Origin of the sequence: Bradyrhizobium diazoefficiens, from assembly GCF_016616885.1 — a bacterium.
GTDB classification, from domain to species: Bacteria; Pseudomonadota; Alphaproteobacteria; order Rhizobiales; family Xanthobacteraceae; genus Bradyrhizobium; species Bradyrhizobium diazoefficiens_F.
Map to the genome: position 1 here is coordinate 7,837,029 of NZ_CP067102.1, position 20,474 is coordinate 7,857,502.

Consider the following 20,474-nt stretch of genomic DNA (forward strand, 5'->3'; position numbering starts at 1 on the left):
GCCGCCGCCGGACAAGTCGTGTTTTGCCTGCAAACAAGAACGATGTTCGGAGGAAACGACCATGACTGACGATCTCATCCGCCGCGGCCTCTCGCGCCGAGGCCTGCTCCAGACCACAGCGGGCCTTATCGGCGGCTCGGTGCTGCCGGCGATGCCGGCGTTTGCCGAAGACAAGCCCGCGATCGGCTCCTATCCCGCGGGCGTGTCGGGTTCCACCGCCTTCATCGGAATCTCGGTGCCGCGCACCGGCACCTATGCCGTGCAGGGCGAGGACGAGCTCAAGGGCTATCAGCTCGCGATCGAGCACATCAATGAAGGCCACGAGCTGATCAAGAAGATCTCGCCGAAGACCAGCAAGGGCGTGCTCGGCAAGGAGCTGAAATTCGGCGTCGCGGATTCCGCGGCCAAGCCGAACGAGGCGGTGCAGGCGCAGCAACGCTTCATCAGCGAGAACAAGGCGATCATGATCACCGGCGGCACATCGAGCGCGGTTGCGGTCGCGCTGAACAAGCTCGCCCAGCGCGAGCACGTGCTGTTCGTGTGCGGCATCTCCGGCTCGAACGACACCACCGGCAAGGACTGCGTGCGTTACGGCGTTCGTCAGAATTTCTTCGGCCAGACCGCCGCGGCCGCGATCGGCCCGGTGATGGTGCGGGAGTTCGGCAAGGGCAAGAAGGCCGCGTATCTCACTCCGGACTACACCTACGGTCACACCGTCACCAAGTCGATGCAGGACTTCCTCGCGACCGCCGGCTGGACCACCGTGACCAACCAGGTCGCCCCGCTCGGCGCGCCCGATTATTCCTCGTATCTGCTGAACGTCGCCAACTCCGGCGCCGACGTGCTCATCAACGTCAATTGGGGCCACGACGCCGTGCTCTCGACCCAGCAGGCCAAGCAGTTCGGCGTGCTCGACAAGATGAAGCTGGTGGTTCCCTACCAGGTGCCTTTCATCGCGCGCGAGACCGGCGGCCTGATGCAGGGCGTCTATGCCGCCACCGACTATTGGTGGACGATCGAAGACAAGTTCCCGCTGGCCAAGATGTTCAACGAGGCCTTCGAGAAGAAGTACGGCTACAAGCCGGAATGGGGCGCAGAAAACGCCTATGTCAGCTTCGCGCACTGGGCCCATATGTGCGAGGAGGCCGGCAGCTTCAATCCGCCCGACGTGATCAAGGTCTATGAGAAGGGCGAGACGATCCCCTCCCTCGTCGGCGACGTGCATTACCGGCCCGAGGATCACCAGTGCATTCGTCCGGTGATCATCGTCAAGGGCAAGCAGCAGAAGGACATGAAGAACAAGGAAGACTGGTACGACGTCGTGGAGATCGTCCCGGGTGAAGGCCTGATGCAGAAGCCGGACGCTTTCGGCTGCCATCTCGGCGACTACACCTGAGTCCGCGCTAACCCCTGTGACGCCGTAGGCCTTGCTCTGGACCTGCGGCGTCACCTTTTTGACGCAAGCCCTGCGCGCGTCACAACAGCGATCGTTGCATGATTAGTTGGCCAAATCTCGTTTCGCAGCTTTTCAATGGGCTCGCGCTCGGCGCCCTGCTCGCGCTGATCAGCTCCGGCCTGACCATCATCTACGGCACGCTCGGCGTGCTCAACCTCGCGCATGGCGCGATGTTCATGATCGGCGGCTATGCCGGCTTCGTCACCTACCAGTACACGGAATCGTTCATCCTCGCCATCATCGCGGGCTCACTGTTCGTGATGCTGCTCGGCGTCGTGATGGAGCGAACCATCATCCGCCATTTCTATCACCGCCCGCACGAGGACCAGCTGCTCGTCACCTTCGGGCTCGGCATCTGCTTCGTCGAGATCATCCGGCTGATCTTCTCCAGCCAGTCGCAGCTGGTGCCGCCGCCGGCGATATTCCAGGGCATCACCAATCTCGGCTTCATGTTCTATCCGACCTACCGGCTCGCCGTGGTCGGTATCGTCGCGGTCGCACTCGGCGCGCTGTTCATCATCCTCTACCGGACCCGGCTCGGCATGATCGTGCGCGCCGGCATCGAGGATTCGGTGATGGTCGATTCGCTCGGCATCAACGTCTACCGCGTCTTCATGGTCGTGTTCGGCATCGGCGCAATGGCCGCCGGCTTTGCCGGCATCGTCAACGCGCCGGTGGTGTCGCTGACGCCGGGCATCGGTGACGACATCCTGGTCCAGACCTTCGTGGTCGTGGTGATCGGCGGTGTCGGCTCGTTCCCCGGCGCGATCCTCGGCGGCCTGATCGCCGGTGAGATCATCAGCGTCACCTCCATGTTCAACCCCGGCTACGCCTATGTGATGCTGTTTGCGGCGATGACGCTCGTGCTCGTGGTGCGACCGCATGGCCTGCTCGGCGTCCAGGGCCGCGAATAAGTGATCGCCTGATGCTCAAGCAACGCCCGTTCCTGATCGAGACACTGACGGCCATCGGCCTGATCGTGGCTCCCTTCGTGCTGCCTCATCTCGGTTTCGCGCCGAACACGGTGAACCGGATCCTGGTCTGGGGCCTGTTCGGCCTCGGCTTCGACATCCTGTTCGGCTTCACCGGGCTGCTGTCGTTCGGCCAGTCCGCGTTCTACGGCACCGGCGGCTTCGTCGCCGCCTACCTCTTGACCCGCGCCGGCTTCAGCAACGTGCTGGGCGCGCTGGTCATCGGCATGATCGCGGCGGCGGCAACCGGCTATCTGATCGGCCTGATCGCGCTGCGACGCACCGGCATCTACTTCGCCATGATCACGGTCGCGATCGCGGAAGTGTTCTTCTTCGTCGAGTTCAATCCGCTCTCCGACTTCACCGGCGGCGAGAACGGCCTGCCGGGCGTGCCGACCCCGAGCTTCAATCTCGGCTTCACCACCATCCACTTCACCAATGGCTGGTCGCTCTATCAATTCATCGCGCTGTGCTATTTCGTCGGCGTCATCATCGCGCTCAGGATCGTGCGCTCGCCGGTCGGGGCGATACTCAGCGCGATCCGGGACAATCCGCTGCGGGCCACCGCCGTCGGCCACAACATCCACGGCTACAAGCTGACCGCCTTCGTGATCGCCGCCGCATACGCGGGCTTCGCCGGTGGTTTGCTGGGCGTGCTCCAGGCCTTCATGCCGCCCGACGCCTTCACCTTCGACACCTCCGGCCAGCTCGTGATGCAGACCGCCATCGGCGGTAGGGGCACGCTGTTCGGCCCGCTGGTCGGCGCAACCGTCTGGCTGTTCCTGCAGGATTTCCTCCAGTCCGCGCTGGGGCTGGGAGCCGCCTGGAAGCTCGTGCTCGGCGTTGTGTTCGTGCTGCTGGTCTGCTTCCTGCGTGGCGGCATTGTCGGCGGCCTCGTCGATCTCTATGGCCTCGTCTCCGGCAAGCGCGCGCCGAAGACTGCAGAGACAGAGGAGCTTGACGTCGGGACACCACAGCAGGCGCCACCCGCGCCGATGCAGGCCAAGGAGGTCGAGCACCCCGCCTATTCCGGGCCAGTCCTGAAAGCCACCGGTCTCACCAAGCGCTACGGCGGCCTCGTCGCCAACAGCGACATCGATTTCAGCGTCAATCAGGGCGAGCTGCGCGGCATCATCGGCCCCAACGGCGCCGGCAAATCGACCTTCTTCAAGATGCTGACCTGCGAGGTCCCGCCAACCTCGGGCCGGATCGTGTTCGAGGGACGCGACATCACGGGATTGAAGATCACTGAAGTCTGCCAGCTCGGGCTGACCAAGAGCTATCAGGTCAACCAGCTCTTCACTGGCCTGACGGTACGGCAGAACCTGACAATCGCCGCGCTCGCCGAGCTGCGTGGCAAGTTCCGGCTCGACCTGTTCCGTTCGCTCTCTGGCGTCAGAGGCCTGACGGAGCAGGTGGAGCACACGCTCGCGCTGGTCAATTTGACCCTCCGCGCCGACACGCCCGTATCAGAGCTCGCCTATGGTGAGAAGCGCCGGCTCGAAATCGGGCTCGCGCTGGCGACGTCGCCGCGCCTGTTGCTGCTCGACGAACCGCTTGCGGGCATGAGCCCGCGCGAGCGGGTCGAAACCGTCCAGTTGCTCAAATCGATCGCGCGCGGCCGCACCATGATCATCATCGACCACGACATGGATTCGCTGTTCGAGCTGGTCGAGCGCGTGACGGTGCTGCAGGAGGGCCGCGTGCTGGTCTCCGGCACGCCTGAGGAAATCAAGACCAACGCCGCAGTGCAGGAAGCCTATCTCGGCGGCGTGCACGGAGAGATCGCCGCATGAGCCTGATCGAGGTCACCGGCCTGAACAGCTATTACGGGGATTCCCACATCCTGTTCGACGTCGCCATGCATGTCGAACGTCACGAGGTGGTGGCGCTGCTCGGCCGCAACGGCGCCGGCAAGAGCACCACGCTGAAGAGCCTGATGGGCGTGGTGACGCCGCGCAGCGGCAGCGTGAGGTTCGACGGCATCGATATCGCCGGCCGCAGGAGCCACAAGATCGCGCAGGCGGGCATGCAGCTCGTGCACGAGGAGCGGCGCATCTTCGGCAGCCTGTCGGTGGAGGAGAACATCGTCCTCGCCGGCATCACCGCGCCAAAGCGCTGGCCGCTCGGGCGCATCTACGAGATGTTTCCGCGACTGAAGGAGCGGCGCAGCAATCGCGGCACCGAGCTCTCCGGCGGCGAGCAGCAGATGCTCGCCATCGCGCGGGCGCTGGTGCGCGATCCCAAGATCGTGCTGCTGGACGAGCCGTTCGAGGGCCTCGCCCCCGTCATCGTTCACGATCTCGTCAAGGCCTGCCGCGAGCTCGCGGTCGCCGGCCAGACCATCGTGCTGGTCGAGCAGAATCTTGCGGCAACGCTGGCGTTGGCGACGCGGATCTACATCATCAACAACGGCCACATCGTCCACGAGGGTCCGGCGCGGGAGCTCAAGGCCCAGCCGGAGCTGCTCCAGCGCTATCTCGGCGTTTAGATTATTGTTTGAGCATGATCTCTTCGGAAATCCACTGCACACTTTTCCGGATCATGCTCTAGCCACCAATTGCCGCGATCATCCGCCTGGCGTGATCGGCGAGCACGGCCATGTCTTCCTTGCGCGTCTGCGCCGGCAGCAGCGCGACGCCGGCCCTGACCGGCATGACGTGCAGGTGCAGGTGAAACACCACCTGCCCGCTGGCCGGCTCGCTGAACTGCTGCAGGATGATCCCCTCGGCGTCGAACGCCTTCATCGCCGCGACCGCAATCCGCTTGGCGGTCCGGGCGACCGCGGCGAGATCGTCGTCCGCAATGTCGAGAATGCCGCGCGCCGGGGCCCTCGGAATCACCAGCGTGTGCCCCGGCGAGCGCGGCATGACGTCCAGGAAGGCGAAGCTGCGGTCGTCCCTGTACACCTCTAAGCAGGGAATCTCGCCGCGCAGGATCTTTGCGAAGACGTTCTGATCGTCATAGGCCGTCATGGATGTCCTCCTTCGCTGCGCGGTGCGATCAAACGCGCTCCTTTCCGTTGACGCAAGCAATGCCGCCGATCTATCCAAGATGCCAGGCAGGATGGCTCCATTGGCGACAGGTTTCGATTCCGGACACAGCATCGAGGGTGCGCGGCGCGCGCTCGCGGCGCGGCTGCAATCGGCCGGCATCGAAGAGCCCTCCTTCGATGCGCGCCTGCTCGTCGGCGCCGCGCTGGGGCTCGATCTGACCGGCCTGATCACGCAGGCGGCACGATATCTCACACCCGAGGAAGCTGAGCGGCTCGAAGCCTATGCGGGCCGAAGGCTTGCGCATGAGCCGGTCGCCCGCATTCTCGGTGCCAGGGAATTCTGGGGTCTGCCGTTCCGCCTGTCCGAGGCGACACTGGTACCGCGGCCGGACACCGAGACCGTGGTGGAGCTGGCGCTCGAGATTTTTCGCGAACGCGCGATCGCAGGACGGCGCCCGCGCATCGCCGACATCGGCACCGGATCGGGCGCGATCCTGCTCGCGCTGCTGCACGAGATTCCAGATGCTTTCGGCGTCGGCACCGATTTGAGCCTCACCGCACTCGGCACGGCAAAAGGCAATGCCGCCGCCCTCGGCCTCGCCGACCGGGCGGCGTTCGTCGCCTGCTCCTATGCAGCCGCGCTTCACGGCCCGTTCGATTTGATCGTGTCCAACCCGCCCTACATTCCTGCCGGGGAAATTCCGAAACTGAGCATCGAGGTGCGCGAGCACGATCCGCATCTGGCGCTCGACGGCGGCAATGACGGCTATGACGCCTACCGCGCTCTGATCCCACAGGCGGCCGAGCGGCTCGCGCCCGGCGGGGCCCTGATCGTCGAGGCCGGACAGGGCCAGGCCGGGGACATTGCAACCTTGATGGCGGCAGCTGCGTTATCGCTGGACAGGCCGCCCAAGGCCGACCTGGCGGGCATCCCCAGGGCCGTCTCGGCCCGAAAAATGCCTCCATAAAAGCCGGATTGGGCTGCAAAAAACCTCTTGGAATATCCCTTGGGAACGACTACCTTTCGCTTAGCACATCGGTGTCGGCCCCGTAGACCTACGGGCGAAAGCCGGGCTCTCAGGCGAGAGCTTCACTGATTTATGGTTCCAAGCCGCAGGTCCTGTTAAGCGCGATGACCCACTGAGGTACGCTGCTTTCCGACCGCAACGTGAACGAAAGCCTGATATTGCGCTTGAAGACTTACGCAAGAAAGCTGGGCTTGTTTCGGCAGGCGATATGAATGGGTTCGCTGGCAATGGATGCTGGCGGGTGGGGAACGCGTCTTTGTTGAACGCGACGGTCGACGAACATCGGCAGGGTTCCAATTCACTCTTGCGCGCGGTACGCGCAAGGCATGTGAACCGCTGTCATCAGGTCACACCAAGCAATCAGTAATGCGTGCAACCTTTAGGGCTGGAATTAAAGGCAGGACATGAGAAACGGTCAGAACAAGCAGCGGATGCGCAACCGCAACAACAATAATAACAACAACAATAACCGGCGCGGCCAGAACCCGATGACCCGGGTCTACGAATCGAACGGCCCCGACATCAAGATCCGCGGCACCGCCTCGCACATTGCCGAAAAATATCTTCAGCTTGCGCGGGACGCGCGCTCTTCGGGCGACCCGGTCGCGGCCGAAAACTACTACCAGCATGCCGAGCATTATTTCCGACTGATCGCGGCAGCCCAGGAACAGTTCCGCCAAAATCAGCAGCCGCGCGGCGACGAGCCCCTCAGCACCAGCAGCGACGACGGCGAGGACGATGGCGAGAATTTCTCGAATTTCGGCCAGGAGCCGGGTTTCGTCCCGCAGCCGCAGCAGCAGAATTTTGCGCGCGACGGCCAGCGCGATCACCAGCAACGTGACCACCAGCAGCGTGATTATCAGCAGCGTGACAACCAGCCCTATCAGCGCGAGAACCAGCAGCCGCGCGAGCATCGCGAGCGCGACCACCGTCCGCAGCCGCAATATCAGCCGCAGCCGCAGCCCCAACCGCAACCGCTGAACCAGCCGCAGCCCGTCATTGCCGATGCCGGCAGTGTCGACCGCCTGCCCTCCTTCATCACCGGCGCACAGCCACAGGTGAATGGTGCTCCGGGCGGTTTCGAAGGTGGCAATGCCGGTGGTGGCGAGCGGTTTCCGCGGCGGCGTCGCCGGCCGCACGGTGGTCCGCGCCCCGAGCGCGAGGCTGCTCCTGCCGCTTCCGGCGACGATCTCGCCCCCAGCGAGTAAGCTGCAACCAGATTTCAGATTTACGATGCATGATCGTCCCGGCCTCGCCGGGACGATTTGTTTTTCAGGTCCGCCTCACCGACGTCGAGGACGGCACGAGCACCGGCTTCAACGAGGGAATCAGCCGCGCCCGTTCGCGCTTGGCGGGGATCGCGCGATAGACCTGCTTGGTCGCTTCGACGATGTGGACGCCGGCAAAAGGCAGCGACAGCGCAGCTCCAGCGCGCTCCCACATCTGCGCCGATTTCAGCACCCAGCGGCCCGCATAAGGCGGCATGAACAAGGCCTCGCCCCAGCCGGTCGGCGTGAACCAGGTCTGGCGCAACAGGTCCGTGATCTGTGAGCGCGAATAGGGACGGCCATGGCCGAACGGCGTGTTGTCGCTGCGCGTCCACACCCCGCGCCGATTCGGGATCACCGCCATGACGCGGCCGGACGGCGACAGCACCCGCCAGATCTCCCGCAGCAGCGCGGCCGGATCGTCCGACATCTCGAGCGCATGGACCAGCAGGATGCGGTCGACCGCGGCGTCGGGAAGCGGCAGCGAGAATTCATCCACCAGCGAAGCCAGCGCGGGCCGCCCCGTGGGCCATTTCAACACGCCCTGCGCCGCCGGCATGAAGGCGATGCAGCGTTCCGCATCCTCGCGGAACAACCCCAGATAGGGCGTGGGATACCCGATGCCGAGCACACGCTGGCCCTCGGCATTCGGCCAGCGCTCCCGAATGCCGCGATTGATCATCTGCCGTGCCACGATGCCGAGGCGCCGGGAATAAAACTCGCGAAGGTCGACGACGTCGATGGTCATGACGGCAATGTAACATGCACAAGGCGGCGGCTGCGCGCTGAATATTGCATTGCCTGCGCAACGTTAACGCCATATTTGTCTGACGGGGCTGAGCCCGATGGAGATGTCATGGCCGCCGAAATTCGTACTTTCACCTGTTTAAACGACAATTTCGGTTATCTGATCCACGATGTGGAAACCAAGGCAACCGCCTCGATCGACGCCCCCGAAGCCGGTCCCATCATCAAGGCGCTGGAGCGGGAGGGCTGGCAGCTCACCGATATCCTGATCACCCATCATCATGGCGATCATGTCGGCGGAGTCGCCGAACTCAAGCAGAAATACAATTGCCGCGTCGTCGCGCCGCATGACAAGACGACGAAAATTGCCGATGTCGATTTGCGGGTCGCCAATGCCGACGTGGTCAAGGTCGGCACGCTGCTCGGGCGTGTGCTGGAAACGCCTGGCCACACGCTCGACCATATCTCCTACGTGTTCGACACAGAGAAGATACTGTTCGCCGCCGATACGCTGTTCTCGATCGGCTGCGGCCGCGTGTTCGAGGGCACCTACCCGATGATGTGGGACTCGCTGTTGAAGCTGCGGGCCTTGCCCGACGACTTCAAGCTCTATTGCGGCCACGAATACACGGCGTCCAACGTCAAGTTCGCGCTGACCGTCGATCCCGACAACGCGGCTCTCCAGGCGCGCGCGGCGGAAGTGACGAGGCTGCGGGCGGAGAACAAGCCGACCATTCCCTCACTGCTTGGTGATGAGAAGCGAGCAAACGTGTTCCTGCGCGCTGATGAACCGTCAGTCGCAGCCAGGCTACACATGAAGGGCGCGGATGCCGCCGCAGTGTTCGGCGAGCTGCGCGAGCGCAAAAACAAGTCCTGAAGTACAAGTCCTGACGACCAAGTCCTGACGGGGATCGATGCCGACCGCAGCCGAGATCATCGCGCGCCTTGAGCTCCGCCCGCACCCCGAGGGCGGACATTATCGCGAGACCTTTCGCGACCAGACCACCGACGCCAACGGCCGCTCGCGCTCGACACTCATCTACTTCCTGCTCGCGCGCGGCGAGCGCTCGCACTGGCATCGCATCGATGCGGTCGAGACCTGGCATTATTATGCCGGCAGCCCGTTGATGCTGCGCATCGCCCATGACGGCTGCTCCCAGCACGTGGTGCGGCTCGGCACGGATCTTGCGAGCGGCGAGCGGCCGCAGGCCATCGTGCCGGCAGACGCGTGGCAGATGGCGGAGACCACCGGCGAGTGGACGCTGGTCGGCTGCACCGTGGCACCCGCCTTCGAGTTCGCAAAATTCGAGCTCGCGCCGAAAGGCTGGGAGCCGTAGCCCAATCTGGAATCGGGTGGGATCGATCAATCCAATACCGTAGGACGGCGCTCTCAGCGAAGAGGAGCGCACGATGCACGGAACACTCGGTCCCGCCGCCGTCCAGATCGACCCGGCGATTTTATATTTCGGAACGCCGGTCGTCCTGATCGGATCGACCAATGACGACGGCTCTCACAATCTCGCGCCGATGTCCTCGGCATGGTGGGTCGGGTGGCGCTGCATGCTCGGGCTCGCGCGCAATTCGAAAACCACCGAGAACATGATTCGCACCGGCGAATGCGTGCTCAATCTGCCGTCGGCCGATCTCGTTGCCGCCGTCGACCGCCTCGCCCGCACGACGGGCTCGAATCCGGTGCCGCCTGGAAAGCTTTATCGCAGCTATCGACACGAGAAGGACAAGTTCGGGCTGAGCGGCCTGACCGCGTTGGCGAGCGAAACGGTCGGCGCGCCACGCGTGGCCGAATGCGCGGTGCAGATGGAAGCGAAGGTCGCTCATGTGCACGAGATGGCGCAGGACGACGCGGTCTGGCGCGGCAATCTCGCCGCGATCGAGGTGCGCATCACGCGCGTGCACGCGCATCCCGACATCATGATGAACGGGGCGAGCAACCGCATCGATCCCGACAAATGGCGACCGCTGATCCTGAACTTTCAGGAATTCTACGGCTTGACGCCGCAACGCTTGCAGCGCTCCGAACTCGGACAGATTCCAGAAACGATGTACCGGCCGCCGGGCTGGCAGCCGGCGCTTTAACTAGGAATTAATCCTGGTCGGCCGGGACGGGCTTCCGCACGGGTATTCGACGAACAATCCTCGTCAGAAGCTTTTCGTAGGCAGGCCGATAGCCGCCGGTTCGATCTTCATCTTCTGTCAGTTGGAGGAAGGATTTTCCATCCGTTATCGTAACCACCTTGGGGCGGCCATTCGCGCCCTCGTTCCGATGAATGCCCGTGAACGTTTCGGGTGTCGCGCTGACTTGCGCCATGGCGCCCGGAGCAGCGAGCATCGATAGCAGCGTGAGCGGTATGGCGAACAAGCGCTTCATCACTTCCGCAGCACCATATCCTTCGCCGCAATCAGGCCGCCGCCGGCGATCAGGATCGCGGCAATCGCAATGTTGGCGCTGGCTTTGGCAAAGCCGGCGGCGATGAGAAAGCCGGTCGACAAGAGCGGCGTCGCATAGGAGGCGGCGCCCAGCACGCGGATATCGCCGCGCTTCATGCCGATATCCCAGGCGTAGAAGGCTGCGCCGACAGGGCCGATGCCGAGCCCGAGCACGGCGAGCCATTGCAACGCCGTCTCGGGCCACACCGTAGTTTCGAGCAGGCTATGCATCAGCGCGGCGAGCACCGATGTGGCGAGGCAGAAGCCCGCGACCGCATCGGTCGGCACCGCCTTCAAACGACGCGACAGCACCGAATAGGCCGCCCAGACGAAGGCGGCGATGAAGGCCGCGACCAATCCCGGCACCGCGCCCGGCGCGAAGCCGGAGGTATTGCCGGCAAACAGCAGCACGGTGCCGACGAGGCCAAGCACGGCGCCGATGATGTGATGCACCGCGAGCCGCTCGCCAGGCAAGAACGACGAGAACAGCACGATCAGCAGCGGCCACATGTAATTCAGAAGGCCGGCTTCAGCCGGCGGCGCGAAGCGCAGCGCGAGGAAATAGAGCGCGTGATAGCCGAACAGGCCGCCAACGCCGACGAGCCACACGACGAGCGGCTGACGCAGGCTTTTCGCGGCATCGCCGCGGCCGATCCAGGTGAACAGGCCGACGAGACCGCCGATCGCAAAGGTCATCGCAGCGAGCTGGAACGCCGGGATCTTTCCGGTCGCCACCGTCATCACTGACAACAACGACCACATCAGGATCGCGGTCAATCCAATCAACGTTGCGGTGCGCGGATTCATCGATAGAGGGGGCTCTGAGGACGCTTATGCCCGGCACGAGGCCGGGCATGGCGTCTTCATTATCGTCTTGTCGCCCCTGAAGCTACCTGCTTGGCGCGCTATCAGGCGTGATACTGGCCGCCATTGATGGTCAGCGTCGAGCCGGTGATGAAGCCGGCCTCGTCGGCCGCAAGGAACACCACCGCGCGCGCGATTTCCTCGGGTTCGCCGAGGCGGTTGACCGGGATCTGGGGGATCACGCTCTTCTCCAGCACGTCCTTCGGCACGGCCTGCACCATCTCGGTGTTGATGTAGCCGGGCGCGATGGCATTGACAGTAATGCCGCCCTTGGCGTTCTCGATCGCGAGTGCCTTGGTGAAGCCGATGTCGCCGGCCTTGGCCGCGGAATAATTGACCTGGCCGAACTGCCCCTTCTGGCCGTTGATCGACGAGATCGAGATGACGCGACCGAACTTGCGCGCGCGCATGCCCTCGATGACCTGGCGCGTCATGTTGAACAGCGAGCCGAGATTGGTGTTGATGACGGCGTTCCACTGCTCGAGCGTCATCTTGTGGAAGGCGGTGTCACGGGTGATGCCGGCATTGTTGACGAGGACGTCGACGGGGCCGAGCTCGGCCTCAACCTTCTTCACGCCTTCGGCGCAGGCATCGAAGCTGCTGACGTCCCATTTGTAGACGGCGATGCCGGTCTCGGCCTTGAACTTCTCCGCCGCCGCATCATTGCCGGCATAGCTCGCCGCGACCTTGTAGCCGGCGGCCTTGAGCGCCTTGCTGATCGCAGCTCCGATGCCCCGCGTACCACCCGTCACCAATGCAACTCGTGCCATATCGTATTCCTTCCCTTGGACTCTTCGGACGTTTCTGAGTGATCGTTTTTAGTGGTGGATTATGCGGTTGGTTTGACGGACATCAAGAACAAAACGCCCGGCGTTGAGCCGGGCGTTTGTATTTAGTCGAGGCTTGCGCGGTTGCGAAGAATATTTGATTTGCAACCGCTGCCTTTTTAGTCGCGTGCAACGCACTCACTTATGTGTGCGGCGCACGCGCAAGCGACGCGTAAGTTACGCGTCAGCTATCCTCATCAGTCGCGCGCAAGACACATCGCGATACCCATGCCGCCGCCGATGCACAGCGTGGCGAGGCCCTTCTTCGAATCACGCTTCTGCATTTCGTGCAGCAGCGTCACCAGCACGCGCGCGCCGGAAGCGCCGACCGGATGGCCGATCGCGATCGCACCACCGTTGACATTGACCTTGGAGGTGTCCCAGCCGAGGTCCTTGTTGACGGCGCAGGCCTGCGCCGCGAAGGCCTCGTTGGCCTCGATCAGGTCGAGATCGCCGACGTTCCAGCCGGCCTTTTTCAGCGCGGCGCGCGAGGCCGGGATCGGGCCCGAGCCCATGATCTTCGGATCGACGCCGGCCTGTGCCCAGGACACGATGCGCGCGAGCGGCTTCTTGCCTTCCTTGGCCGCCTGCTTGGCCGTCATCAGCACCACGGCGGCAGCGCCGTCATTGATGCCGGAGGCCGAACCTGCGGTGACCGTGCCCTCCTTCTCGAAGGCGGGACGAAGCTTCGCCATTGCATCGAGCGTGGCGCCATGACGCGGATATTCGTCGGCACTGACGACGACATCGCCCTTGCGGCCCTTGATGGTGACCGGAACGATCTCGTCGTTGAACTTGCCGGCCTTCTGAGCTGCCTCGGCCTTCTGCTGCGACGCGACCGCGAACTCGTCCTGCTGGGCGCGGGTGATCTGCCACTGCCGCGCGACATTCTCCGCGGTGTTGCCCATGTGGTAGCCGTTGAAGGCATCCCACAGGCCATCCTTGATCATGGTGTCGACGAACTCGACCGGACCCATCTTGACGCCGCCGCGCAGGTACTGGGCGTGCGGAGCCATGCTCATGGATTCCTGGCCGCCGGCGACCACGATCTCGGAATCGCCGTTGAGCAGCGCCTGATAGCCGAGCGCGACCGTGCGCAGGCCTGAGCCACAGAGCTGGTTGACGCCCCAGGCCGGGCTCTCCACGGGAATGCCTGCCATGATCGAGGCCTGGCGGGCGGGGTTCTGGCCCTGAGCGGCGGTCAGGATCTGGCCCATGATGACTTCCGAGACCCGGCCGGGCTCGATGCCACCACGTTCCAGCGCGGCCTTGATGGCGATGGCGCCCAGGTCATGGGCGGGAAGGGTCGCGAAGGCTCCGTTGAAGCTTCCGACCGCGGTGCGGGCGGCGCTGACGATGACGACATCGTCTGACATGGGCATCTCCTGGGGTTGAAAAGGGGGCAGACGGGGCTGGGAAACGGCTCGCCAGTCTCGGACGGCATCCTGTTAACGTCGTTGCGGCATGTCAATCGGAAGGTCGCCGAATTCATGCCGCAGCGCATTCAAAATAGCGTTCTTGGCGAATTCGCAAGCACGTTTTTGCTGCGCAATTAACCGTGCCGCACAAAACGGTAGCGTGACCCCTTTGAAAATGCTTATTTTGTTGCGTTGCGTACTCTTCCCGCCCTGCGGCATTTGCCCGGCAGGTTCCCGTTCTCAGCGTCTTTGAAGTGAGAGCCCATGGCGAAATCAGACCAACCCACCACCATCAAGAAATACGCGAACCGCCGGCTCTATAACACCGGAACGAGCACCTACGTGACGCTCGAGGACCTCGCCGCCATGGTCAAGGACGGCGAAGATTTCCTGGTTTACGACGCCAAGACCGGCGACGACATCACCCGCTCCGTGCTCGCCCAGATCATCTTCGAGCAGGAGAACAAGGCCGGCCAGAACCTGCTGCCGACCACCTTCCTGCGCCAGCTGATTCGCTTCTACGGCGACAGCATGCAGATGGTGGTGCCGAAATATCTGGAGCAGTCGATCGCGACGCTGACCCAGGAGCAGGAGAAATTCCGCAAGCAGATCGCCAACACGCTCTCCGGCACGCCCTTCGCGCCGCTGGAAGAACAGGTCCGCCGCAATATGGAGCTGTTCCAGCAGACTTTCTCGATGTTCAAGCCGTTCGTTCCGCCGACGGGTCGCCCGGCAACGACCGAGCCGGAGACCAATGCCGGCGCCGAGCCGGCCAAGGACACCAACATCGACGATCTGCGCCAGCAGATGAAGGAGATGCAGGAACGCCTCGAGCGGATGTCGAAGAAGGACGAGTAGATATCTCGTTCGCACCGCCGCGTCCGCATGCGGCGGCTGCGCAAACGACCAGTTGATCGCAGCATCGCCACGTCGCCGCCATGCCGGCCAAGGCCGGAGCCGCCATGTCTGACCGAACCACGCACTGGCAGAATGTCTACGCTACCAAGAGCGAGACCGAGGTCAGCTGGTTTCAAGCCAGTCCGGCGATCTCACTCGAGATGATTCGTGCGGCCAGTCCGGATCGTGCTGCGGCCATCATCGATATCGGCGGCGGCGCGTCGCGATTGGTCGATGCATTGCTTCAAGGCGGATATCGCAATCTCACCGTGCTGGACCTTTCCGCCAACGCGCTCGACACAGCGAAAAAGCGAATCGGCGCGACCGCCTCAACGGTCGACTGGATCGTGGCCGATGCCACCACATGGCGGCCGGCAAAGACCTGGGATGTCTGGCACGATCGCGCCGCGTTTCACTTCCTGACCGATACGCGCGACCGGGCCGCCTACGTCGAGCGCTTGCGGTCGGCGGTTGCGCCGGGCGGGCACGTGATCATCGCGACGTTCGCGCCCGATGGCCCGGAGAAATGCAGCGGCCTGCCGGTGCAGCGTCACGACAGCGCCAGCCTTTCGGCGGAGCTCGGGCCGGAGTTCGAGCTGGTCGAGACGCGCGGCGAGACTCACCACACGCCGTGGCATTCGACGCAGGCATTTCAGTTCAGCCGGTTTCGAAGGCGCAGCTAGCTCCCGTCAAGCCGCCAGCTTCACCGCATGCGCAAAATCCCAATAGAGCTTGCGCGCCTTGATATAGAGCGGGCCCGACTGCAGCTCGCGCGCGTCGATGCGAATCACCGGCGCGACCTTGGCGAAATTGCCGGTGGAGAAGATCTCGTCAGCGGCAACGAAATCGGCATAGCGCAGCGTCTTCTCGACCACGGTGACGCCGTCGCCGCGGAGCAGGCTGATGACGCGCTGGCGCGTGATGCCGTTGAGGAAGGTGCCGTTCGGCGCCGGCGTGAAGACGACGCCGTCTTTGGCCATGAACACGTTGGAATTGCCAAACTCCGCGACATTGCCGAGCATATCGAGCATCAGCGCGTTCTGGAAACCGCGCGAGGCCGCCTCCGCCAGCGCCCGCGAATTGTTCGGGTAGAGACAGGCGGCCTTGGCATCGACCGGCGCGCATTCGGCGGTGGGCCTGCGGAACGGCGACAACGTGATCGCGTTGCCGACCGGTTTCGGCATCGGCGCCTCGTAGATGCACAGACACCAATTGGTGGTCTCGGGGTCGAACAGCACGCCGCCGCCCGAGCCGTTCTGCGCCCAATACATCGGACGGACATAGAGCTCGGCATTTGGCGCAAAGCGCGCGATGCCTTCGTTTGCGAGCGTCAGCCAGGTGCCGGCATCGACCACCGGCTTCAGGCCAAAATTGATCGCAGACTGATTGGCGCGGGCGACGTGGCGGTCGAGATCCGGCGCCACCCCCTCGAATGCGCGCGCACCGTCGAACACGACCGAGCCGAGCCAGGCCGCATGCGTGCGCGGCCCCATGATCGGCACGTTGCCGTCATGCCATTTGCCCTCGAAGAAGGTCCAGCTCGGCGAATATTCGATCGGCTTCTTGATCTCGGCCATGACCGGCCTCCCTCAGACATATCCGGGCACTATTATCCCAATTTCTAAACGATTTGCTGCGGCGAAGCACCAACTCTCCCCTCCCAGGAGGCGAGGACAACAGGGCGACCAAACCGGCTATAATGTCGGGCACGTCACGGAGTATCCCATGCCGCTAGATCCGCTCGCAAAGCGCTTGTTGACCATGATGGCTGCGGCTGGGCCGCAGGCGCGGAGCCGGCCGAGCGTCGAGGCACGACGGCAATCGCTGGCGAAGCTGATGCAGTTCGCGCGGGCCGAGGCGCCGAACGTGACGGCCTCCGACGGCATGCTGTCGGGTCCCGGCGGAGAGCTGCCCTATCGGCTCTATTCGCCCGCGTCCGCCGGCGAGCGCGCGCCGGGCTTCGTGTTCTTTCATGGCGGCGGGCTCGTCGCCGGCAGCATTGCGACGCATGACCGTATCGCGGCGGCACTGGCGCATGCGACCGGCTGCCGCCTCGTTTCGGTCGACTACCGCCTCGCGCCCGAGCACAAGTTTCCTGCGGCTGTCGACGACGCGATCGGAGCTACCGAGTGGGTGGCGCGCGAAGCTTCATCTCTCGGCATCGACGCCGAGCGGCTGGTGGTGGGCGGCGATTCCGCCGGTGCGACGCTGGCTGCGATCGTATGCCAGGAGGCGGCGCAGAGCGCCGGCCTCTCCATCGTCGCACAATGCCTGATCTGCCCGGTGCTGGATTTCGAGGAGACATCGCCTTCGCGCGAGGAATTCGCCGAGGGACATCTGATCGATCGCGTCACGATCGAAGCCGATCTTGCCGATTATCTGCCCGAGGGGATGGATGCCGCCGATCCTCGCATCTCGCCGCTGCGCGCGACGCGGCTCGCAGGCCTGCCGACCGCGATCATCCATACCGCCGAGTTCGACCCGATGCGCGACGAAGGCAATGCCTACGCGCGCAAGCTGCTCGCCGCGGGCGTCGCGGTCGAGCACGTCTGCCACGACGGCATGGTCCACAATTTCCATGCCATGGGCGCGATCCTGCCGCAGGCGCAGCTCGTGCTGTCGCAGATCGGCGAGCAGGTCAGGCGCGCGGTGGAGAAATAAAGGCGCGAATCACACGCGCGCGTCGAGCACGGCCCTGGCTGCCACGACATAGTCCGGCCAATGCGCATCCGCATAGCGTTCGGCCTGGCGTGCGCAGGTGACATCGGGCGCATGCGCGGCGGCAATCATGCGCGCGAAGCGTTCTTCGGCAACCGTCGCATCGGCAATGGCTGGTGCCGGCGCGGCGGCCATTGCGGTCGGAGCCACGGCGAGCCCCGCCATTCCAGCGAGCAGGATGCGGCGTGACGTGTTCATGGCTATCGTCTCCATTGTCCGGCCTGCACTGTGGCGGGCGAGTGTGTCAGTGCGATCACGGCAGGGTAACCGCGCACATCCACATCGTCCATGGCCCGCAGATAGAGCTTGACCACACGAGCGATCACTTTCCATCTCGCTAGCGAGCGGTTCCGCCACCCGAGCGCGCGCAGCTCGCGGGCCGGACGCTTGCGGTGCCGTTCACCCAGCCGATCCTGCGCCTCGACCTCGACCGCAACCAGGCGCAAGCTATTCCGGCACCGGCACGTCGAACGTATTCAGCGTGACCGAGACCATGCAATAGACGCCGACGAGATAGGACAGCTCGGCCGCGCCGTGCTCGCCGAATTCCTTCACCGCAGCCCGATAGGTCAGCTCAGGCAGCACGCCGCCGCTGACCAGGGCCGACGCCATGTCGTAGGCGACCGCTTCCTGCTTGGTGAGATCCACCGGCCGCTGTCCGGCGACGATGGTCGCGAGCTTCTCGTCGGAGAGGCCGCGCTGCTCGGCCACCAGCACGTGAGCATAGAGCTCGTAGCCGGAGCGGAAATGCGAGCCGGTGACGAGAATCGCAACCTCGCGCACCGGCGCCGGCAGCAGCGGCTTCGATGCGATCGCCTTGACCAGCTCCCACACCGGCCCGCCGAAGCGTGGCTCGCGGATCCAGGGATTCCAGGGCCCGAGCAGCGCGCCGTCGTCGCGCATGTTCACAAAGCCCTTGAAGTGGTCCTTGATGCCCGTCTGCATGTCGGCATAGAGCGGCTTCTGTTCGTCGGTCAGCTCTTTTGGATCGAGAATGAGAAGGCGCACGGGAAGATCTCCTCGTTGAGAAGGTCGAAAGCTCGCCCGCGTGCGCGCGCAAGGCAAGTGAAGTTGCCGTGACGACCGTGCGATTTCGCAAGTGGCATGGAGATGCGTCAACGCAACCGTGCTGATGCGTTGTACCGGCCGCTCAAAACTCCAGCGGCGCGTTGTCGATGACTTCCTTCATCACGAAGAAGGTGCGGGTCTGGCGAACGCCGGGGAGCGCGATGAGCTGCTCGCCGTGAATGCGGTTGAAATCCTCCATGTCGCCGACGCGGATTTTCAGGAAGTAGTCGAAGTCGCCGGCGACGAGATGGCAGTCGAGCACGAATTTCAGCCTGGTGATCGCCTGCTCGAAGGTCGCAAAGCTCTCCGGGGTCGAGCGATCGAGCACGACGCCGACCATCACCAGCGTGCCCTTGGCCACCTTCTTCGGCGCCACCATGGCGCGGACCGCGGCAATAAAGCCGTCCTCGAACAGGCGCTGGGTGCGACGGTGGCAGGTGGCGGGGCTGATCGCGACGGTTTCGGCCAGCTCGGCGTTGCTGAGACGGCCGTTATTCTGCAGCAATCTCAACATCTTGAGGTCGATGCGGTCGAGACGCGCGGACATGGAAGAAACTTCCGTAGATTGGTGCTGCTGCGGAAGGATTATCGTCCACTACAGTGATTTCTGCAAGATTGGGTGCAATATAGGCGCAATATTCGAAAGCACCTTTTTGCAGTGCGATGCTAGCGACATCCCAGACACCAACGCTAATCGGGATGATCCAATGAGACTGGACAAATTCGCGCGCTATCCGCTGACCTTCGGCCCGACGCCCATCGAGAAGCTGGAGCGGCTGTCGAAGCATCTCGGCGGCAATGTCGAGATCTACGCCAAGCGTGAGGACTGCAATTCCGGCCTCGCCTATGGCGGCAACAAGCTGCGCAAGCTCGAATACATCATCCCCGACGCGATCGCCTCGAACGCCGACACGCTGGTCTCGATCGGCGGCGTGCAGTCGAACCACACCCGCATGATCGCCGCCGTCGCCGCCAAGATCGGCATGAAGTGCCGCCTGGTGCAGGAAGCCTGGGTGCCGCACGAGGACGCCGTCTATGACCGCGTGGGCAACATCATGCTCTCGCGCATCATGGGCGCCGACGTGCGCCTGGTCGACGATGGTTTCGACATCGGCATTCGCAAGAGCTGGGAGCAGGCGATCGACGAGGTAAAGGCCGCCGGCGGCAAGCCCTACGCGATCCCGGCCGGCGCCTCCGTACACAAATTTGGCGGGCTCGGCTATGTCGGCTTCGCCGAGGAAGTGCGCAAGCAGGAAGCTGAACTCGGCTTCAAGTTCGACTACATCATCGTCTGCACCGTGACCGGCTCGACCCATGCCGGCATGTTGGTCGGTTTCGCCGCCGACGGCCGTGCGCGAAGAGTGATCGGCATCGATGGATCGTTCACGCCGGCGCAGACGAAATCGCAGGTGCTCGAGATCGCGCAGAACACCGCAAAACTCGTCGAGCTCGGCAAGGAGCTCGTCGCCGACGACGTCGTGCTGATCGAGGACTACGCCTATCCCGCCTATGGCGTGCCGTCGGAAGAAACCAAGGAAGCTATCCGCCTTAGTGCGCGCCTCGAGGGCATGATCACAGACCCCGTCTACGAGGGCAAGTCGATGCAGGGCCTGATCGACCTCGTGCAGAAGGGCCATTTCGAGAAGGGCGCGAAGATCCTGTACGCCCATCTCGGCGGCGCGCCGGCGCTGAATGGATATGCGTACGCGTTCAGGAATGGGTAGATCATCAAGACTGTCGTCCCGGGGCGCGACGACGTCGCGAGCCCGGGA

General features: G+C 63.9%; 23 protein-coding genes and 1 pseudogene. 13 read left to right on the plus strand and 11 right to left on the minus strand.

The window, feature by feature from the left end:
* The first annotated feature begins 61 nt into the window (after window positions 1-61).
* From JJC00_RS36625 to JJC00_RS36640, 4 genes are all read left to right on the plus strand, one after another.
* Window positions 62-1,396, plus strand: coding sequence for a substrate-binding protein (locus tag JJC00_RS36625; RefSeq protein ID WP_200470566.1), 1,335 nt, complete (start codon window positions 62-64; stop codon window positions 1,394-1,396).
* A gap of 98 nt (window positions 1,397-1,494) precedes the next feature.
* On the plus strand, window positions 1,495-2,370 hold the full coding sequence (locus JJC00_RS36630; protein ID WP_200470567.1) for a branched-chain amino acid ABC transporter permease: 876 nt from the start codon (window positions 1,495-1,497) through the stop codon (window positions 2,368-2,370).
* Between the two features lie 11 nt (window positions 2,371-2,381).
* A complete protein-coding gene (locus JJC00_RS36635) occupies window positions 2,382-4,223 on the plus strand; it encodes a branched-chain amino acid ABC transporter ATP-binding protein/permease (protein WP_200470568.1) in 1,842 nt (613 codons plus the stop codon).
* A complete protein-coding gene (locus JJC00_RS36640; protein ID WP_200470569.1) occupies window positions 4,220-4,918 on the plus strand; it encodes an ABC transporter ATP-binding protein in 699 nt (232 codons plus the stop codon). Before JJC00_RS36635 ends, JJC00_RS36640 begins: the two co-directional genes overlap by 4 nt.
* Before the next feature lie 58 nt (window positions 4,919-4,976).
* On the opposite strand, the gene JJC00_RS36645 is transcribed toward JJC00_RS36640, so the two are convergent.
* Window positions 4,977-5,402 (minus strand): HIT family protein, encoded by a 426-nt coding sequence (locus JJC00_RS36645; protein ID WP_200470570.1) that lies wholly within the window; start codon window positions 5,400-5,402, stop codon window positions 4,977-4,979.
* Window positions 5,403-5,493: 91 nt separating this feature from the next.
* Between JJC00_RS36645 and prmC the strand changes: the two genes are divergently transcribed.
* Window positions 5,494-6,390, plus strand: a complete 897-nt coding sequence (prmC, locus tag JJC00_RS36650; RefSeq protein WP_200470571.1) for a peptide chain release factor N(5)-glutamine methyltransferase — start codon at window positions 5,494-5,496, stop codon at window positions 6,388-6,390.
* A 464-nt stretch (window positions 6,391-6,854) separates the two neighbouring features.
* Window positions 6,855-7,658: a DUF4167 domain-containing protein gene (locus JJC00_RS36655; RefSeq protein ID WP_200470572.1), complete on the plus strand. Its 804-nt coding sequence runs from the start codon at window positions 6,855-6,857 to the stop codon at window positions 7,656-7,658.
* 64 nt (window positions 7,659-7,722) lie between these two features.
* On the opposite strand, the gene JJC00_RS36660 is transcribed toward JJC00_RS36655, so the two are convergent.
* A complete protein-coding gene (locus JJC00_RS36660) occupies window positions 7,723-8,466 on the minus strand; it encodes a methyltransferase domain-containing protein (protein WP_200470573.1) in 744 nt (247 codons plus the stop codon).
* Window positions 8,467-8,574: 108 nt separating this feature from the next.
* Here JJC00_RS36660 and gloB point away from each other — a divergent pair, with 108 nt between their 5' ends.
* The 3 genes from gloB (at window position 8,575) to JJC00_RS36675 (ending at window position 10,559) form a co-directional block, all read left to right on the plus strand.
* Window positions 8,575-9,342, plus strand: a complete 768-nt coding sequence (gene gloB, locus JJC00_RS36665; RefSeq protein WP_200470574.1) for a hydroxyacylglutathione hydrolase — start codon at window positions 8,575-8,577, stop codon at window positions 9,340-9,342.
* A gap of 37 nt (window positions 9,343-9,379) precedes the next feature.
* On the plus strand, window positions 9,380-9,802 hold the full coding sequence (locus JJC00_RS36670) for a cupin domain-containing protein (RefSeq protein ID WP_200470575.1): 423 nt from the start codon (window positions 9,380-9,382) through the stop codon (window positions 9,800-9,802).
* 73 nt (window positions 9,803-9,875) lie between these two features.
* The gene (locus JJC00_RS36675) at window positions 9,876-10,559 is read left to right on the plus strand and encodes a flavin reductase family protein (protein ID WP_200470576.1); all 684 of its coding nucleotides are present in this window, start codon (window positions 9,876-9,878) and stop codon (window positions 10,557-10,559) included.
* A 7-nt stretch (window positions 10,560-10,566) separates the two neighbouring features.
* On the opposite strand, the gene JJC00_RS36680 is transcribed toward JJC00_RS36675, so the two are convergent.
* The 4 genes from JJC00_RS36680 to JJC00_RS36695 all read right to left on the minus strand — a co-directional run bounded on the left by JJC00_RS36680 (window position 10,567) and on the right by JJC00_RS36695 (window position 13,977).
* The gene (locus JJC00_RS36680; protein WP_200470577.1) at window positions 10,567-10,851 is read right to left on the minus strand and encodes a hypothetical protein; all 285 of its coding nucleotides are present in this window, start codon (window positions 10,849-10,851) and stop codon (window positions 10,567-10,569) included.
* On the minus strand, window positions 10,851-11,717 hold the full coding sequence (gene yddG, locus JJC00_RS36685; protein ID WP_200470578.1) for an aromatic amino acid exporter YddG: 867 nt from the start codon (window positions 11,715-11,717) through the stop codon (window positions 10,851-10,853). Before yddG ends, JJC00_RS36680 begins: the two co-directional genes overlap by 1 nt.
* Window positions 11,718-11,818: 101 nt before the next feature.
* Window positions 11,819-12,544 (minus strand): acetoacetyl-CoA reductase, encoded by a 726-nt coding sequence (phbB, locus tag JJC00_RS36690; protein WP_200470579.1) that lies wholly within the window; start codon window positions 12,542-12,544, stop codon window positions 11,819-11,821.
* Between the two features lie 254 nt (window positions 12,545-12,798).
* On the minus strand, window positions 12,799-13,977 hold the full coding sequence (locus JJC00_RS36695) for an acetyl-CoA C-acetyltransferase (protein WP_200470580.1): 1,179 nt from the start codon (window positions 13,975-13,977) through the stop codon (window positions 12,799-12,801).
* 306 nt (window positions 13,978-14,283) lie between these two features.
* On the opposite strand from JJC00_RS36695, the gene phaR reads away from it, so the two are divergent.
* Together phaR and JJC00_RS36705 are read left to right on the plus strand one after the other, a co-directional pair.
* Window positions 14,284-14,877, plus strand: a complete 594-nt coding sequence (gene phaR, locus JJC00_RS36700; protein ID WP_200470581.1) for a polyhydroxyalkanoate synthesis repressor PhaR — start codon at window positions 14,284-14,286, stop codon at window positions 14,875-14,877.
* A gap of 104 nt (window positions 14,878-14,981) precedes the next feature.
* Window positions 14,982-15,599: a class I SAM-dependent methyltransferase gene (locus JJC00_RS36705; protein ID WP_200474353.1), complete on the plus strand. Its 618-nt coding sequence runs from the start codon at window positions 14,982-14,984 to the stop codon at window positions 15,597-15,599.
* A 6-nt stretch (window positions 15,600-15,605) separates the two neighbouring features.
* On the opposite strand, the gene JJC00_RS36710 is transcribed toward JJC00_RS36705, so the two are convergent.
* Window positions 15,606-16,493 carry a branched-chain amino acid aminotransferase gene (locus JJC00_RS36710; protein WP_200470582.1) on the minus strand — a complete coding sequence of 296 codons (888 nt, stop codon included), beginning with the start codon at window positions 16,491-16,493 and terminating at the stop codon, window positions 15,606-15,608.
* A gap of 148 nt (window positions 16,494-16,641) precedes the next feature.
* Between JJC00_RS36710 and JJC00_RS36715 the strand changes: the two genes are divergently transcribed.
* Window positions 16,642-17,577, plus strand: coding sequence for an alpha/beta hydrolase (locus JJC00_RS36715; RefSeq protein ID WP_200470583.1), 936 nt, complete (start codon window positions 16,642-16,644; stop codon window positions 17,575-17,577).
* Between the two features lie 9 nt (window positions 17,578-17,586).
* Here JJC00_RS36715 and JJC00_RS36720 read toward each other — a convergent pair whose 3' ends face one another.
* From JJC00_RS36720 to JJC00_RS36735, 4 genes and pseudogenes are all read right to left on the minus strand, one after another.
* Window positions 17,587-17,832: a hypothetical protein gene (locus JJC00_RS36720; protein WP_200470584.1), complete on the minus strand. Its 246-nt coding sequence runs from the start codon at window positions 17,830-17,832 to the stop codon at window positions 17,587-17,589.
* A gap of 249 nt (window positions 17,833-18,081) precedes the next feature.
* Window positions 18,082-18,351, minus strand: a complete 270-nt coding sequence (locus JJC00_RS36725) for a hypothetical protein (RefSeq protein WP_200470585.1) — start codon at window positions 18,349-18,351, stop codon at window positions 18,082-18,084.
* Window positions 18,352-18,386: 35 nt separating this feature from the next.
* A pseudogene (locus JJC00_RS36730) lies at window positions 18,387-18,472 on the minus strand.
* Window positions 18,473-18,784: 312 nt separating this feature from the next.
* Window positions 18,785-19,249, minus strand: a complete 465-nt coding sequence (locus JJC00_RS36735) for an Lrp/AsnC family transcriptional regulator (protein WP_200470586.1) — start codon at window positions 19,247-19,249, stop codon at window positions 18,785-18,787.
* 160 nt (window positions 19,250-19,409) lie between these two features.
* On the opposite strand from JJC00_RS36735, the gene JJC00_RS36740 reads away from it, so the two are divergent.
* Complete coding sequence (locus tag JJC00_RS36740) at window positions 19,410-20,426, plus strand: 1-aminocyclopropane-1-carboxylate deaminase (RefSeq protein ID WP_200470587.1); 1,017 nt, start codon at window positions 19,410-19,412, stop codon at window positions 20,424-20,426.
* The last annotated feature ends 48 nt before the right edge of the window (window positions 20,427-20,474 follow it).

Excerpts from the sequence above, each read along its gene's own strand:
- JJC00_RS36625 (WP_200470566.1), top strand. The coding sequence starts at position 62 with ATGACTGACGATCTCATCCGCCGCGGCCTCTCGCGCCGAGGCCTGCTC.
- JJC00_RS36630 (WP_200470567.1), top strand. The coding sequence starts at position 1,495 with ATGATTAGTTGGCCAAATCTCGTTTCGCAGCTTTTCAATGGGCTCGCG.
- JJC00_RS36635 (WP_200470568.1), top strand. The coding sequence starts at position 2,382 with ATGCTCAAGCAACGCCCGTTCCTGATCGAGACACTGACGGCCATCGGC.
- JJC00_RS36640 (WP_200470569.1), top strand. The coding sequence starts at position 4,220 with ATGAGCCTGATCGAGGTCACCGGCCTGAACAGCTATTACGGGGATTCC.
- JJC00_RS36645 (WP_200470570.1), bottom strand. The coding sequence starts at position 5,402 with ATGACGGCCTATGACGATCAGAACGTCTTCGCAAAGATCCTGCGCGGC.
- prmC (WP_200470571.1), top strand. The coding sequence starts at position 5,494 with ATGGCTCCATTGGCGACAGGTTTCGATTCCGGACACAGCATCGAGGGT.
- JJC00_RS36655 (WP_200470572.1), top strand. The coding sequence starts at position 6,855 with ATGAGAAACGGTCAGAACAAGCAGCGGATGCGCAACCGCAACAACAAT.
- JJC00_RS36660 (WP_200470573.1), bottom strand. The coding sequence starts at position 8,466 with ATGACCATCGACGTCGTCGACCTTCGCGAGTTTTATTCCCGGCGCCTC.
- gloB (WP_200470574.1), top strand. The coding sequence starts at position 8,575 with ATGGCCGCCGAAATTCGTACTTTCACCTGTTTAAACGACAATTTCGGT.
- JJC00_RS36670 (WP_200470575.1), top strand. The coding sequence starts at position 9,380 with ATGCCGACCGCAGCCGAGATCATCGCGCGCCTTGAGCTCCGCCCGCAC.
- JJC00_RS36675 (WP_200470576.1), top strand. The coding sequence starts at position 9,876 with ATGCACGGAACACTCGGTCCCGCCGCCGTCCAGATCGACCCGGCGATT.
- JJC00_RS36680 (WP_200470577.1), bottom strand. The coding sequence starts at position 10,851 with ATGAAGCGCTTGTTCGCCATACCGCTCACGCTGCTATCGATGCTCGCT.
- yddG (WP_200470578.1), bottom strand. The coding sequence starts at position 11,717 with ATGAATCCGCGCACCGCAACGTTGATTGGATTGACCGCGATCCTGATG.
- phbB (WP_200470579.1), bottom strand. The coding sequence starts at position 12,544 with ATGGCACGAGTTGCATTGGTGACGGGTGGTACGCGGGGCATCGGAGCT.
- JJC00_RS36695 (WP_200470580.1), bottom strand. The coding sequence starts at position 13,977 with ATGTCAGACGATGTCGTCATCGTCAGCGCCGCCCGCACCGCGGTCGGA.
- phaR (WP_200470581.1), top strand. The coding sequence starts at position 14,284 with ATGGCGAAATCAGACCAACCCACCACCATCAAGAAATACGCGAACCGC.
- JJC00_RS36705 (WP_200474353.1), top strand. The coding sequence starts at position 14,982 with ATGTCTGACCGAACCACGCACTGGCAGAATGTCTACGCTACCAAGAGC.
- JJC00_RS36710 (WP_200470582.1), bottom strand. The coding sequence starts at position 16,493 with ATGGCCGAGATCAAGAAGCCGATCGAATATTCGCCGAGCTGGACCTTC.
- JJC00_RS36715 (WP_200470583.1), top strand. The coding sequence starts at position 16,642 with ATGCCGCTAGATCCGCTCGCAAAGCGCTTGTTGACCATGATGGCTGCG.
- JJC00_RS36720 (WP_200470584.1), bottom strand. The coding sequence starts at position 17,832 with ATGAACACGTCACGCCGCATCCTGCTCGCTGGAATGGCGGGGCTCGCC.
- JJC00_RS36735 (WP_200470586.1), bottom strand. The coding sequence starts at position 19,249 with ATGTCCGCGCGTCTCGACCGCATCGACCTCAAGATGTTGAGATTGCTG.
- JJC00_RS36740 (WP_200470587.1), top strand. The coding sequence starts at position 19,410 with ATGAGACTGGACAAATTCGCGCGCTATCCGCTGACCTTCGGCCCGACG.